11 protein-coding genes and 1 riboswitch are annotated in these 14,143 nt (G+C 67.0%); of the genes, 6 read left to right on the top strand and 5 right to left on the bottom strand.

The genetic code is table 11. From position 1 onward, the window contains the following. Positions 1–11: 11 nt before the first annotated feature. Entirely contained in the window at positions 12–1,151 is a 1,140-nt protein-coding gene (locus FDK12_RS07460; RefSeq protein ID WP_137368985.1) for an ROK family transcriptional regulator, read from the bottom strand. A gap of 209 nt (positions 1,152–1,360) precedes the next feature. On the opposite strand from FDK12_RS07460, the gene FDK12_RS07455 reads away from it, so the two are divergent. The 5 genes from FDK12_RS07455 (at position 1,361) to FDK12_RS07435 (ending at position 7,196) form a co-directional block, all read left to right on the top strand. Then, positions 1,361–2,647, top strand: a complete 1,287-nt coding sequence (locus tag FDK12_RS07455) for an ABC transporter substrate-binding protein (RefSeq protein WP_189636294.1) — start codon at positions 1,361–1,363, stop codon at positions 2,645–2,647. Position 2,648: 1 nt separating this feature from the next. After that, positions 2,649–3,575: a carbohydrate ABC transporter permease gene (locus tag FDK12_RS07450; protein ID WP_137368983.1), complete on the top strand. Its 927-nt coding sequence runs from the start codon at positions 2,649–2,651 to the stop codon at positions 3,573–3,575. Continuing rightward, entirely contained in the window at positions 3,575–4,480 is a 906-nt protein-coding gene (locus tag FDK12_RS07445; RefSeq protein ID WP_137368982.1) for a carbohydrate ABC transporter permease, read from the top strand. The genes FDK12_RS07450 and FDK12_RS07445 overlap by 1 nt, the downstream gene beginning before the upstream one ends. Positions 4,481–4,598: 118 nt before the next feature. Beyond that, a complete protein-coding gene (locus FDK12_RS07440; protein WP_137369208.1) occupies positions 4,599–6,257 on the top strand; it encodes a glycoside hydrolase family 13 protein in 1,659 nt (552 codons plus the stop codon). A 408-nt stretch (positions 6,258–6,665) separates the two neighbouring features. Continuing rightward, positions 6,666–7,196 carry a DUF1992 domain-containing protein gene (locus FDK12_RS07435; protein WP_137368981.1) on the top strand — a complete coding sequence of 177 codons (531 nt, stop codon included), beginning with the start codon at positions 6,666–6,668 and terminating at the stop codon, positions 7,194–7,196. A gap of 7 nt (positions 7,197–7,203) precedes the next feature. Here the strand turns inward: FDK12_RS07435 and FDK12_RS07430 are convergent, their stop codons facing one another. Beyond that, positions 7,204–9,276 carry a glycosyltransferase gene (locus FDK12_RS07430; protein ID WP_137368980.1) on the bottom strand — a complete coding sequence of 691 codons (2,073 nt, stop codon included), beginning with the start codon at positions 9,274–9,276 and terminating at the stop codon, positions 7,204–7,206. A 277-nt stretch (positions 9,277–9,553) separates the two neighbouring features. Then, positions 9,554–9,628, top strand: a riboswitch (cyclic di-GMP riboswitch). 17 nt (positions 9,629–9,645) lie between these two features. Between FDK12_RS07430 and FDK12_RS15215 the strand changes: the two genes are divergently transcribed. Next, positions 9,646–10,818 (top strand): hypothetical protein, encoded by a 1,173-nt coding sequence (locus tag FDK12_RS15215; RefSeq protein WP_223263156.1) that lies wholly within the window; start codon positions 9,646–9,648, stop codon positions 10,816–10,818. A 114-nt stretch (positions 10,819–10,932) separates the two neighbouring features. On the opposite strand, the gene FDK12_RS07420 is transcribed toward FDK12_RS15215, so the two are convergent. Genes FDK12_RS07420 through FDK12_RS07410 form a run of 3 tightly spaced genes read right to left on the bottom strand, consistent with a single transcriptional unit; the run spans position 10,933 to position 14,001 of the window. Beyond that, entirely contained in the window at positions 10,933–11,619 is a 687-nt protein-coding gene (locus tag FDK12_RS07420; RefSeq protein WP_137368979.1) for an NADPH-dependent F420 reductase, read from the bottom strand. Between the two features lie 34 nt (positions 11,620–11,653). Beyond that, on the bottom strand, positions 11,654–12,412 hold the full coding sequence (locus tag FDK12_RS07415; protein WP_189636293.1) for a response regulator: 759 nt from the start codon (positions 12,410–12,412) through the stop codon (positions 11,654–11,656). Next, positions 12,409–14,001, bottom strand: a complete 1,593-nt coding sequence (locus FDK12_RS07410; protein WP_223263155.1) for a sensor histidine kinase — start codon at positions 13,999–14,001, stop codon at positions 12,409–12,411. Before FDK12_RS07410 ends, FDK12_RS07415 begins: the two co-directional genes overlap by 4 nt. Between the last annotated feature and the right edge of the window lie 142 nt (positions 14,002–14,143).

Below are 14,143 nucleotides of genomic sequence, written 5' to 3'. Positions count from 1 at the left end.
TGATGCTGCTCCTAGTGCAGTGTTCCGAGGATGGTGCGCTGGATGGCGACGGCGGCAGCGCCGCGGGCCCATTGCGCGAAGTCGGACGGCTGGCGGCTCAACCTGATGGGCGCTGCCTCGGGATCCCGGTGATAGTCGATGGACTCCTGCAGGGACGCGGCAGCCACGTCCGCCAGGTCCATGCCCTCGCCGGACAGCACGATGAGCTCGACCATCGTGAGGTTGGCGACCGCCGCGACCAGCAGACCGAGGGCCGTGCCCGCTCCCTGCACCACCGCGCCGGCCACGGGATGCCCTTCGGCCGCGAGCCCCAGGATCTCGGCGTAGGACCGCTGCTCGCCTGTGGCTGCCGCGAACTGCGAGCAGATGGACCCGATGGTCAGGACGCCTGAGGAGCAGCCGCGGTGTCCCTCGACGCACCGCGGACCGGAGGGGTCGAGGGGATAGTGGCCCACGAGGCCTAGCCCGGCGTCGGGTGGCGCGATGACCGCGTCGTTGATCACGAGCCCGTAGCCGACGCCGGCGCCGATGGTCAGGACCGCGAAGTCCTTCTCCCCGCGCCCCGCGCCGAACCATTGCTCGGCGATGGTGAGCGCCACGACGTCGTTCTCGACGACGACGGGCAGGCCCGTCCGTTCGTGCAGGAGGGCGGCGAGCGGGACGTCCCGCCAGTTGAGGAACGGGGCGCGGAGCACCTCTGATTCGGTCCCGACCTTGCCGCCGATGCTGACACCCATGCCGCTGAACCGGTGCACGGGACCGAGGTCCGTTACGGCCTCCACGATGGCGCCGACTACGTCCGCGACGTCGTGGCTCGGCAGTGCGCGCTCGCTGGAGCCGACGACGTCGGCCTTGAGGTTCGTGGCGACGGCTGCGGCGGAATCCCCGGTGAGTTTGATGCCGACGAACCGGTGCGCGTCCGGGCTGATCTCCAGCGGACGGACGGGCCTGCCGATCGCCGCCGCCGCGGCTTCGTCCGATTCGCGCAGGACGCCCGCATCCAGGAGCGGTTTGCTCAGTCGCGTGAGGCTGGCCACGGACAGATTGAGGCGCGACGCGAGGTCGGCGCGGGAGATGGGGCCGCGGATCAGCACTTCGCGCGCGAGGGCGCGGGCGGGGCTGGAGGGCGCCAGCGAGGTGACCGCGTCCATGATGATCCGTTCGAAAGAGGGCTACTTATTTTCAGACTAGCGCTAATGACCCTCCTCTCCCACGCATCCGTTGCTCACCGAGCGCGGGAAGGCCGGAGAAGGTGACGGTTGACACGTTTCTTATTTCTGCCGTAAAAATAACTCGTGCGGCTGTTCGCCCTCAAAGCCAACGCGGCACCACATCACACACGCACAAAGGAGAGCCAGTTGTGAAGCTTCCCCCCGGACCTGCGAAGCGGGCCCTTCGATGCGCGGCCGGAGTGGCCGCCCTGGTGCTGGTCCTCCCGGGATGTGCCGCACAGGACGAGGTCGTGACCCTCGACTTCTTCCAGTTCAAACCTGAAGCGGTAGCGACCTTCGACGCCATCATCGACGAGTTCGAAGCCGCCAACCCGGGCGTCCGCGTGGTGCAGAACCACGTGCCGGACGCCGACACCGCCATCCGGACCCTGCTGGTCAAGGACAAGACGCCGGACGTCCTCACGCTCAACGGCAATGGGCGCTACGGGGACCTCGCCAAGGCGTGCGTCTTCGCCGACCTCTCGGACCTGCCCGTCGTCGATCAGGTCCGGCCGGCCGTCAGCGACATCATCGCCGACCTCGGCTCCTGCAGCAGGAACGAGGTCAATGCCGTGCCGTTCTCGAACAACGCGAGCGGCATCCTCTACAACAAGAACCTCTTCGAGCAGCACGGCGTCGAGGTACCCGCAACCTGGGACGAACTGCTGGAGGTGGCGCGCACCTTCGAGCAGGCCGGCGTCACCCCGTTCTACGCGACCATCAAGGATGCCTGGACGATCAGCCCGGCCTTCGTGAACCTCGGCGGCGCACTCCAGCCGGAGGATTTCTTCGACCGCCTCCGCGCCGAGGGGTCGGATGTCGCCTCGGGTGAGGTGTCCTTCTCCAAGGACTACCCGGAGGCGATGGAGAAACTCACCACCCTGTACGGGTTCGGCCAGGACGGCGCCTCCGGCCGCGACTACAACGCGGGGAACGCGGCGTTCGCGGCGGGGGAGTCCGCGATGTACATGCAGGGCAGCTACGCCATCCCTGCGATTCGCGCCTCGAACCCGGACGTCAACATCGGCTCCTTCCCCTACCCAGCCACGAACTCGCCGGATCGGACGGTCGTGGTGTCCGGCGTCGACGTCGGGCTGTCCATCGGGCGCGACACCGAGCACCCGGAGGAGGCGAGGAGATTCGTCGAGTTCCTGATGTCGCAGGACATCGTCGATCGCTATGCGCAGGAGCAGAGCGCGTTCTCACCGCTCGCCACGAGCACGGGAACGACCGATCCGGCCCTCGCGGGCCTCGCCCCCTACTTCGACGACAACCGCGTCATCGGTTTCATCGACCACCAACTGCCCGCGAGCCTTCCCCTGCCGCAGTACCTGCAACAACTGGTCCTCGGCGGACACACCGAGGACTTCCTGGCTGCCATGGACCGCGAGTGGAGCAAGATCGCCGCGCGCACCATCCCGAACGAGAAGGACTGACATGAGCACCATTGGAAGCCGCCCGGCAGAGCCGGGTACGACGGCCCCGCCGTCGTTGCGCCAGGACCGGCGCGTGCCTCGGGTCTTCTACCTGATGGTGCTGCCCGCCCTCGCGCTCTTCGCGGTGTTCCACACCGTACCCCTCCTCACGGGCATGTTCTTCAGCCTCACGAACTATGCGGGGTACGGCGAGTGGTCCTTCGTGGGACTGCGGAACTACGTCAACCTCTTCGGCGACGACCGCATCTACGGTGCCTACGGATTCACCTTCCTGTTCGCGATCGTCTCCACGGTGGCGGTGAACATCATCGCCCTCGCCGTCGCCATCGCGCTCAACGGACGCATCCGCTTCAAGACCGGATTTCGGGGTATCTTCTTCATTCCGAACATCCTGTCGATCCTGATCGTCGGCTACGTCTTCAACTACCTCTTCTCCAACTCGGTCCCCGCGATCGCCGAAGCACTCGGCATCACGTCGCTGACCACGAGCATCCTCGCGAGCCCCGACACCGCGTGGATCGGCGTCGTCATCCTGTCCGTCTGGCAGGCGGCTGCCTTCAACATCATCATCTACCTCGCCGGACTCCAAACCATTCCGGGCGAGCTCTACGAAGCGGCGTCCCTGGACGGAGCATCGCCCTGGAAGCAGTTCACGTCCATAACGTTTCCGATGATCGGCGCGTTCTTCACCATCAACATGGTGCTGAGCCTCAAGAACTTCCTGCAGGTCTTCGACCAGATCATCTCGCTGACCGCCGGCGGACCCGGTACCTCGACGGAATCGATCTCGCTGCTCATCTACCGCGGAGGCTTCCAGGGCGGGGAGTACGGCTACCAGACCGCCAACGCCGTCATCTACCTCTTCGTGATCATCGCCATTTCATTCATCCAGCTGCGGATCCTGCAGCGCAGGGAGGCCTCGTTCTGATGACTGCCACATCCCCCTCCGCGGTACGCCGCGTCCTCGCGGACCGACCTCCGAGCGGCGACGTCGTCGAGCGCACCTTCCGGCCCGACCGACGCCGCGTGAACTGGTGGCTGACAGCCCTCGTCGCAGTGTGTGCGCTGACGGTGCTGGTCCCGCTCTACCTGACCGTCGTGACAGCGCTGAAGACGCCCGACCAGCTCGGTGGAACGGGCTTCGAACTGCCGACGTCCGCCCGCTGGGAGAACTTCGCCGAAGCCTGGACGCTGACCAGCTTCCCGCGAGCTCTGCTCAACACAGGACTGGTCACCGTGGGCACGGTGCTGCTGACCCTCGTCACGAACTCGATGGTCGCCTACGCGATCGCGCGGAACATGCACCGCAGGTTCTTCAAGGGACTGTACTTCTACTTCATCGCCGCCCTGTTCGTGCCGTTCCCGATCATCATGCTGCCCGTGGTGAAGCAGACGGCGATCTTCGGACTGGACAACCAGCTCGGACTGATCCTGCTCTACACGGTGTACGGGCTCTCGTTCAACATCTTCGTGTACGTCGCCTACATCGGGTCCATCCCGCTCGAGCTCGAGGAGGCGGCCCTGACGGATGGTGCCACCACCTGGACCGTCTTCTGGTGCATCATCTTCCCGCTGCTCGGCCCCATGAACGCAACCGTCGGCATCCTCACCTGCCTCTGGGCCTGGAATGACTTCATGCTGCCGCTGGTTATCCTCTCCGACCCCGCAGCACAGACCCTGCCCCTTGCACAGTTCATCTTCCAGGGGCAATTCAATACGAACTACTCGGTGGCATTCGCGTCCTACCTCATGGCGATGGCACCGTTGCTGATCGTCTACCTCTTCGCGCAGCGCTGGGTCATCTCCGGCGTGATGCGCGGATCCTCCAAATAACGACCCACCACCCTCCATCCGAAAGGGGATCACCTTCGTGACTTCCACCGTCAATCCCGACGTCGAATCAGCAGTCGATGCCGCCGCGGAGCTTTCCGCCGATGCACTGGCTGCTCGCATGCAGGATCCGAACTGGTGGCGCCAGGCCGCCGTCTACCAGATCTACCCGCGCAGCTTCGCCGATTCCAACGGCGACGGCATCGGTGACCTGAAGGGCATCACGTCCCGGATCCCGTACCTGAAGTCCCTCGGCGTGGACGCCGTCTGGCTGAGCCCCTTCTACCCGTCCGCGCTCGCTGACGGGGGCTACGACGTCGACGACTACCGCGACGTCGATCCGAAACTCGGCACGCTCGAGGACTTCGACGAGATGGTCGCTGCGCTGCACGCTGCGGGCATCAAGCTCATCGCCGACATCGTGCCCAACCACACCTCGAACCGGCACGTCTGGTTCCAGGAGGCCCTTGCCTCACCGAAGGGTTCCGCCGCCCGGGACCGTTACATCTTCCGCGACGGCAAGGGCCCCGACGGGAGCGAGCCTCCCTCGGACTGGGACTCCGTGTTCGGCGGGCCCGCCTGGGAGCGGACCGAGGACGGCCAGTGGTACATGCACATCTTCGCGAAGGAACAGCCAGACCTGAACTGGGACAACCGCGAAGTCCGGGACGACTTCCTGACCACGCTGCGCTTCTGGTCCGATCGCGGCGTCGACGGTTTCCGGGTCGACGTGGCGCACGCCCTGACCAAGGACATGTCCGAGCCCCTGCCGTCCAAGGCGGAACTCGGGCCGGAGGGCGAGAACCACAACGGCAGGCACCCGTTCTGGGACCGGGACGAGGTGCACGAGGTCTTCGCCGAATGGCGCAAGGTCTTCGACGAGTACACCCCGCCGCGCACGGCCGTCGCGGAGGCCTGGGTTCACGCCGACCGGCGCGCCCGCTACGCGAGCCCCGAGGGGCTCGGCCAGGCATTCAACTTCGACCTCCTCAAGGCCGACTGGAATTCCGGCCAGTTCCGCGACATCATCACCACCAACCTCGTCCAGGCCAAGTCCTCCGGTGCGTCGTCGACCTGGGTCTTCTCCAACCACGACGTCGTCCGCCACGCCACGCGCTACGGACTGCCGCCGGCAGGCCCCGACACCACGAGCAAGCCCGGCCAGGGCGGTGAGGGCGGTCAGGACGGCTCGGCCTGGCTCCTGAGCGGCGGCACGGAGCCGGCGCTGGATCGTGAGCTCGGGGAACGCCGTGCCCGCGCGGTCACGCAGCTCATGCTGGCCCTGCCGGGTTCCGCCTACGTGTACCAGGGCGAGGAGCTCGGGCTGCATGAGGTCGCAGACATTCCCGACGAGGACCGCCAGGACCCTACGTTCTTCCGTAACAGGGGCGTGGACGTGGGCCGCGACGGCTGCCGCGTCCCGTTGCCCTGGACGAAGGACGGTGAGTCCTTCGGGTTCGGCTTCGGGGGTGCGCACCTGCCGCAGCCGGCGTGGTTCGGGGAGTACGCGGTCGAGGTGCAGGAAAGCGACCCGTCCTCCCACCTCAGCTTCTACCGCCGTGCGCTGGAACTGCGACGCGAGCTGCAGGGCGAGGAGGACTTCGAGTGGATCGAGGAGTCCTCCGCCGACGTCCTGCACTTCGTGCGCCCGGGTGGGTGGCACTGCGTCACCAACTTCGGCTCGACCCCGGCGGACCTGCCCGCCGGCACCGTGCTGCTGAGCAGTTCGCCGCTCGAGGACCGCAAGCTGCCGGGCGACACGACGGTCTGGCTCGTCTAGGCCGGATTCAGCGACGACTCCAGCCCGGAATCACACACGGCGGCGGTCCACCTCGGAAGGGGTGGCCCGCCGTCGTCGTCAACCGGTATTCGACCACTGGTTGCCGCGACGCCGCGTCCTGCAGCTGGTTCGTGCATGCGCTTGCGACGGAAAGCGCGTGTCATGACAGGACACGCCGACGAAACCAGCAGTGGCCCTCGAAGCGCGTGCACGAGCCCGCAGTCCTCGGGCCGCCAGCAAGTTCGTCGGCAGGGGAATCGGTTGCACGCCGGTTCTCGGCGTCGGAATACTGGAGGGACCGGAACGGAGAAGGCGGAGGGTAGCGGCATCAGCGGGTCCCAGGAGCATGAGGAGAGGCTGCGCAAGGCGGCCCAGTACCGCGCGGCCAGGGGCCAGGCCGGTGACGCTATGGCCGAACTGGAACGCCAGAACGACGACGGTGATGCACCCGGTGGGATGGCGCCCCTGCGCGAGGGCGAGGACGAGACGAAGCGGGCCCGCCTCATCGTGGATCGAGCGATCGCGCGAGGGGACTTCGACGACCTCGCCCTTGCGGGGAAGCCCATCCCGGGGCTGGGGGAGAGCCACGACCCCGACTGGTGGGTCAAGGGACTCATCCAGCGCGAGAACATCACCGGGCTCGGTCCGCGGGCCATCCTGCTGCGCAAGGAGGACGCCGAACTCGACGAGCGTCTCGACCGCCAGTACACGGAGGGACAGGTCCGTGAGATCCTCGAGGACTTCAACTACCGCGTGGTCGACGCGCGGCGGCAGCTCCTCGGCGGACCTCCTGTCATCACGAAACTGCGCGACATCGACGCCGAGGTGGAGCGCTGGCGCGAACGCCGGGACGCAGCACGGCGCGCGATGGAGGCCGCTGCGCCGCCCGCCCCGGAGAAGGTGTCCTTCTGGCGGCGCATCTGGCGCGGAACCAGCTAGGCCGGGATCACCGGGACGCGTCCTGCCGCGCCTTCGCTTTCGCGATATCGGCCTGGTAGTGCTCGTATCCGCGGTAGCGGACCGCCTCGATGATGACGCTGAAGATGACGAGGTCGAAGATGACCCACACGATGTTGACCGACGTCCCGAGCAGGTCCGCCTCGCCCATCGCCAGCCGGATGATCCCCACGATCGTCGCTACGACGAGAAGCCCCATGGCCCACAACTGCGGCTTCACGAGGTCCCACCGCAACTGCTTGTCCTGTTGCAGGGTCTTGGGGGTCACGGCGAAATCGAGGCTGCGCCCGAGGTAGACGTTCCCGAACGCCGACGTGATCGAACGGATCCAGACAGGGAACAGGGCAAGGGAGTACTGCTGGCCTCGCCAGGTCTTCACACCCTTGCCCACCACCACGAAGAGCAACTGGTTGACCAGCAGGAACGGAATCAGCCGGACGAAGAACTCTGTGCTGATCGAGTTGACCGGCAGGATCCCGAAGAGCAGGTAGATGATCGGCGCGGCGAGATAGACGACGGCGGCGAAGCCCGAGAGGTAGCTCCACATCGTCGCCCAGTACATGAGCTTCTGGGCGAGCGTCAGACCCTTCTGCGCCCACGGGTTCTCGCGGAACATCACCTGGATGGTGCCCTGGGCCCAGCGAAGGCGCTGGGTCAGCATGGAGTTGAGGTCCTCCGGTGCCAGGCCGTCCGCGAGCTTCTCGTGGTGGTAGGCCGTCTCCCAGCCGAGCGCGTGCAGCCGCATGCAGGTAGCCATGTCTTCGGTGACGGAGATGGTGGCCATCGGCATGACGGCCTGTGCCTCGCCGCTGCGGTCAGCGTTGACCGATTCGATCAGGACACGGACCGCGTCGATGGCGGCGAGCGGGGACCAGGAACGCTGAGCGAGCTGGTCGAGCGCATTGTCGTCGACGACGGCGAGGCCTGGCGTGCTCGCGGACGCGTCCTGCAGGCCGGCGTCGAGCCCCTCGATGTCGAGATCCGCCAACGATGCGAGGTCCTCGTGGAAAGCGGCTATATCCGCAGCAACCAGGCTGCGCGTGACGGCGGCGACGCGCTGCTGGAACTCGTAGGTGACCTCGGAGATGCCATCCCCGTTCCGCAGCCTGCGCCGCACCCGGCGCAGGTCCTTGGCCACGAGATCCAGCGCTTCACTGACGCGTTCGTTCCCCGGACCGAGGGTCTTCTTGGCCTTCGCGATGACCTTGTCCGAGGTCTTCAGAGCCTTGTGCAGGGCGAGTTCGATCTCGGTGACGTAACGCGTGACGCCGAGCTGCATCAGCGCCTCCCGGCGGATGATGGCGTTCGAGCCGCAGAAGAAGGCGGCGTTCCAGCCGTCCTTGCCCTGCTGGATGGGGCCGTAGAACAGCGGCGCCTGACTGCCCAGCGGGTCCGACTCCGGCACATTGATGAAGACCTGCGGAGTCTGTACCAGCGCCATCTTCTCGTTGGTGAAGTACCCGAGGGTCTTGTCGAGGAGGAGGGGATCGGGGATCTGGTCGGCATCGAGGATGACCAGGAACTCGCCGTCCGTGGACATCAGCGCGTTGTTCAGGTTGCCGGCTTTGGCGTGCCGCGGCATGTCCTTCCAGTCCGCGGACCGCGTGATCCAGCCGATGCCTTCGGCTTCTGCAGCGGCTCGTACCTCGGCGCGGTTGCCGTCGTCGAGGATCCAGGTCTTGTGCGGGTAGCGGATGTTCTTCGCAGCCCGCGCCGTGGTCAGGACCAGGTCCAGCGGCTCGTTGTAGGTGGTGATGAAGACGTCCACGGTGAGACCTGCAGGAGCCTCCGGGGCCCGGCGTTTCTTCAGCTTCCACACCGTGAAGCCGAACAGCAGTGAGTCGATCAGCGAGTAGGTCTCGGCCAGGACCAAGGGGATGGCGATCCACCAGGCGTCCCAATTGATGGAGTAGAGCCATCTCCAGACGATGTAGTTGAGGCCGAGGACCGCCGTCACGAGCACGATGGCCCGAATAAGGAGAGTCCTGCCGCTCGATGACGGCTCGGACTCCGGATTACGGGTGCTGCCCACGGATCCATCCGCCGGCGGTGTCGTCGCCATACTCCAGCACGCTCCATATCCTGCTCGTCTGCCTCTGGCACTGCTTCGTGACGCGGGAGCGCCGGGATTGCCCGACGTGCCGGTCAACCGGTCGTTGCGGGCCCCCGAAGCATGGAACAAAGGTACCCGAGTGCAGCGGTCGGCGTAGTGCGTCGCGGAGGTGCGCCAATACTGTGGAAGTTCTGCGGATTTTGCGTCACGACTCCAGCACTCGGTACGGAAGGATCGAGATGCCGACGACCAGCTGAGCGGGCCGAAGGCGCGCTAGGGCAGCCGCTCAGCGAAAGGGCAAAGCCGGTGCGAACCGGTGACGCAAAGCCACGGAACCCTCGAGGTTCGCCGGGCTACCGAACAGCAAGGGGTTCAGTCATGCTCTCATCAACCGCAGTGCCCGTTGCCGGCCGACCGATGCGCGGCAGGCGGAGATTCGTTCTTGGCGCCGCTCTGGCAGCGGTCCTGATGGCAACGTCCGTGTCCGTGCCCGTCGCCGCCGCCGACACCACTGCGCCGGCAGCCGATCCGGGGCCCGTGGGTGACTTCGCGTGGAACGGCTTCAACTGGAAGAAGCGTTTCTGGAGTGGTGCACCGAACTACAGCAAGTTGTTCGATGCCGCCAACGTGAGCAACCCGGACACCAATGGCCACGTAACGATGAAGCTCTCCAACCCGACCGGACAAGCCGCAGTGGGAGCCGAATTCAGCACCACGCGGCAGGGCTTCGGGTATGGAACCTACAGCACCACCATCGAGAAGGACCTCACGACGCTGCAGGACGAGGTGGTGTGGGGCTGCCTCTTCACCTACGATCCTGCCGCAGCCCCTGGGTTCAACGAGATAGACCTGTGCGAGGCCAGCGCCTGGGGTGGCGGAGCCAGCTATGGCGAGAACTGGCCCGTCACCCAGGGTCACGGCTACTGGTTCGACGCCAGCAAGGCTCCGGGACTCGGCAACCAGACCGTCACCTTCGACGTCACCACCAACCCCGTCCTCACACACCGCATGGTGTGGGAACCGAACAAGCTCACGTTCGAGACCTTTGCGGGGGAGGGCTACACCGGCCCCCTGCTCAAGCGCACCGTGCTGCAGGGCGAGAACGTCCCCGAGCCGGCGCGCGAAGCGATCCACTTCAACCTCTGGGTGACCGGCGGCGGTGGCGGCAACCCTGCCCAGGTGAAGCCGGAGCAGGTGGTCGTGCGGGACTTCTCGTTCGTGCCCGCCGCCGCGCAGCCTGGTGTGACGCCGACGCCGACGCCGACTCCGACTCCGACTCCGACGGCAACCCCGACGGCAACCCCGACTCCGACTCCGGCACCGGCCCCCGCAATCACGCTGAAGGCGACCAACTCCAAGGCGGGCCCCCTCAGGTCGACGACCCTCACGTGGACGGGGGCCCAGGGCTCCACGGTGTCGCTGGTGGCCGACGGTGTGCGGCGCGCGATACCGAACACCGGCCGCTACACGGCGACGACCAAGACCAGTTCCGTTCGATACCAGGTGTGTGACGCGACGCGGTGCTCACCCGTGGTCCTCGGCGCGAAGTAGGACGACCGCCACGCGCGAGCGGACCTGACCCGAGGTACGCGCGTCTTCGGTGGCTGCCGCCCAGGAGCACCGGCTCCACGAGCCGGTGCTCCCGGGGACGCGTTTCCGCCCGGCTCAGCCCATCTCGGCGTAGCGCTTCGCCTGCGCCAGCGCCTCGCGCATGCCGTCGGCGTCGTGCACCGTGCCGTAGCCGGGAGTGTCGCGCTGGAAGCGCCACCCCTCCGCGAGCGGGCCGGCGTCCACGGCGTCGAAGCCGAACTCGTCGAGGAGCTCCACGACGGCCTGCTTCGCGTCGGAGTCGTCGCCCGCGATCGGAAGGGCCCGGCGATGCGGGGTCCCGGCCGGTGAGCCGTCCGTGGTGAGCTGCGCGGCGAGGATGTTGTTGAAGACCTTGACCACGGACGCGCCGGGAAGGTGGCGCTGTACCAGCTCACTCGTCGTCGTGCTCTCGTCGTCCAGCTCGGCGATCTGGCCGTCGCGCTGCGGGTAGTAGTTGCATGTGTCGATGGCGAGCTTGCCGGCGAGGGGCTCCACGGGCACGGAGCCGATGTCCTTCAGCGGGATGGTGACGACGACGACGTCGCCCTCCCTCGCGGCGTCCTCCACGGTGCCGGCACGCGCCGCATCACCGAGCTCTCCGACGAGTCCCTGCAGTGTCTCCGGGCCACGGGAGTTGCTCATGATGACCCGGTAGCCGCGGGCGACAGCGAGGCGCGCGAGCTGCGAGCCGATGTTGCCGCTGCCGATGAAACCGATGGTGCTGCGCTGTGCGCCGTTCTGCGGCGTCGTGTTCTCTGTCATGACCAGAACAACCTCCTCGAGTCGTAGTTATTCCTCATGTACCCCGCGAACCGTCGGTCCAGACGTAGAACTTCTCGGGGCGCCCTGCCGACCCGTATTGCGGCACGATCCGGGCTTGGCCGCGCGACACCAGGAACTCCAGGTAGCGGCGGGCACTGACGCGCGCCATCCCGAGCCGATCGGCGACATCCGAGGCGGAGGTGCCGCGTCCGTGGCTGCGCAGGTCCAGCATGACCGCGTCGAGCGTCGGAGCCGAGAGGCCCTTGGGCGTGGCGACGGTCGGAGCCGGAAGGGAGCCCGACGGCGTACTGCCGCTGTCTGTTCCCGCCGTCGTGCGCAGGAGCTGGTCGATCCTCCCCTGGTCGAGCGACGCCGCGCCGTCGGCCGCATGGGTATCCACGTCACGCCTGTATGCCACGTAGTGATCCAGCCGCTGGTTCAGTACGGCCGCGTTGAACGGCTTCACGAGGTAGTGCAGGACGCCGCCCGCGACGGCGGCCCGCACGGTGTCGAGCTCGCGGGCGGCCGTGATGGCGATGACGTCGAGGGGCTCACCCGGCCGATTCCGCAGCGCGCGCAGGACCTCGATACCGGTCATGTCCGGCAGGTGGATATCCAGCAGCACCAGCCGGGGGTGCAGCTCGTCGACGAGTTCGAGCGCGCGGGCGCCCGTGTGGGCGGCGCCGACGACGTCGAAGGCTCCGTGCGCGAGCAGGAAGCCGGTGTGGATCCCGGCGACCTGGTGGTCGTCGTCGACCACGAGCGTGGGGATCAGCGGGACAGCGCGGGTCATGGCACCTGCAACGGAGGCCGGGGAGCCTCGACGAGCGAGGGAGCGAGCCACACCGTGAACTCGGCACCGCCGAGGTCGGCGTCGTCGACGACGACGTGACCGGAGCGCCGTCGCGCTATCCGGTCCACCAGCGCTAGGCCGAAGCCGCGCGTCCCGGTGTGGCCGCCGTCCTTCGTCGAGTAGCCGGAGGAGAAGATGCCGTCGACGTCGCCCGGGGCCACGCCGGGGCCGTTGTCCGAGACCTCGATCCGCAGGGCGTCGTCGTCCGAGACGAGGTGCACCGCTATGAGGCCGTCGGTCCGCCCACTGCCCGTCACGGCTTCCATCGCGTTGTCGATCAGGATGCCGAGGATCGTGACGACGTCGGTGGTGCCGTCGGGATGGAGCGTCGAGGACTCGTCGATGGACAGGGTGATGCCCTTCTCGGCGGCGATGGTGCTCTTGGTCATGAGCAGGCTCGCGGCGTCGGGGTCCTGGATGCCGGGGGCGATCGTTCCGGACACCAGCGAGCCGCCGTGCCCCGAACGGGAGATGAAGTCGACGGCCTGCTCGGTCCGTCCCAGTTCGAGCAGTCCCGAGATGGTGTGCATGCGGTTGGCGAATTCGTGCGCCTGGGCCCGCAGAGCCTGCGTCGCATCGCGCTCGCCGTCGAGGTCGGTGAGCAACTGGTACAGTTCGGTGCGGTCGCGGAGGATCATGACGCGTCCCACGCGCTTTCCGTCGACCTGTGCATCGGAGATGCGGGCAAGCAGCACCCGCTCGCCGGACAGGACCGTCTCGTCGGTGTCCGCGGGATCGGTGAGGAGCTGCGCGAGGGCGGGTTCCATGACTTTGTCGGCCGGCCGGCCTGTGGCGTCGTCGTCGAGGTCCAGCAGCCGCTTAGCCTCATCGTTGAGCAGTGCGATCCGGTGGTGCTCATCGACGGCGACCATGCCCTCGCTGATGCCGTGGATCATGGCGTCGCGCGTCTCGAGGAGGGAGGCTATCTGCTCGGGCTCGAGGCGGTAGATGCGGCGCCACACGAGGCGCGAGATCCAGATGGCTCCCGCCGAACCGACGAGTGCCGCGACGATCAGCCAGGCCAGCAGCCGGGGGAGATCCTCGTAGAGATCGGCGTCGAGCTCGGATTCCAGGGTGCCGACCGACGCGGTACCGATGATGCGGCCGTCACCGCCGTAGATCGGCACCTTCACGCGCCAGGACTCACCGAGGGTGCCGGTCTGGGTGCCGACGAAGGTCTCTCCTGAGAGGGGTACCGACGGATCGGTGGAGACGACCTCGCCGATGAGCTCCGTATTCGGGTGGGAGTACCGGATGCCCTGCTCGTCCGTGACGACGACGTAGGTCACGCCGGTCGACTGGCGGATGAGATCCGCGATGGGCTGGATCGTCGCGCTCGGGTCCTCCTCGTCGAAGGCCTCGATCACGGAGGGCAGCTGCGCGACCGATTGGGCCACGCCGACCATGCGGTCCTCGTACTGCTCGCGGATCTGCAATCGCTGCATCGCGACGGCGGTGGAACCGGCGACGGCGACGATGACGAGCACGATGGCGAGCTGCAGGAGGAACAACTGCGATCGAAGCGACATCGTCCTGACCATCCTCTTAGTGTGACACGCCGAAACGGGTCACAATCGGCCGATTGCCGGTGCTCCCGTGACCACAAAGACCAATACGAGCACTACGACCGCATGCTGTACGGCCCGACGACAGCTTCCCTACCGTGGAATC

The organism is Arthrobacter sp. NamB2, assembly GCF_005281365.1.
Lineage (GTDB): Bacteria > Actinomycetota > Actinomycetes > Actinomycetales > Micrococcaceae > Arthrobacter_D.
This window is presented reverse-complemented; position numbering and strand designations above follow the sequence as displayed.

Coding starts and splice junctions, on each gene's coding strand:
- FDK12_RS07460 (WP_137368985.1), bottom strand. CDS start 1,151: ATGGACGCGGTCACCTCGCTGGCGCCCTCCAGCCCCGCCCGCGCCCTC.
- FDK12_RS07450 (WP_137368983.1), top strand. CDS start 2,649: ATGAGCACCATTGGAAGCCGCCCGGCAGAGCCGGGTACGACGGCCCCG.
- FDK12_RS07445 (WP_137368982.1), top strand. CDS start 3,575: ATGACTGCCACATCCCCCTCCGCGGTACGCCGCGTCCTCGCGGACCGA.
- FDK12_RS07440 (WP_137369208.1), top strand. CDS start 4,599: ATGCAGGATCCGAACTGGTGGCGCCAGGCCGCCGTCTACCAGATCTAC.
- FDK12_RS07435 (WP_137368981.1), top strand. CDS start 6,666: ATGGCCGAACTGGAACGCCAGAACGACGACGGTGATGCACCCGGTGGG.
- FDK12_RS07430 (WP_137368980.1), bottom strand. CDS start 9,276: ATGGCGACGACACCGCCGGCGGATGGATCCGTGGGCAGCACCCGTAAT.
- FDK12_RS15215 (WP_223263156.1), top strand. CDS start 9,646: ATGCTCTCATCAACCGCAGTGCCCGTTGCCGGCCGACCGATGCGCGGC.
- FDK12_RS07420 (WP_137368979.1), bottom strand. CDS start 11,619: ATGACAGAGAACACGACGCCGCAGAACGGCGCACAGCGCAGCACCATC.
- FDK12_RS07415 (WP_189636293.1), bottom strand. CDS start 12,412: ATGACCCGCGCTGTCCCGCTGATCCCCACGCTCGTGGTCGACGACGAC.
- FDK12_RS07410 (WP_223263155.1), bottom strand. CDS start 14,001: ATGTCGCTTCGATCGCAGTTGTTCCTCCTGCAGCTCGCCATCGTGCTC.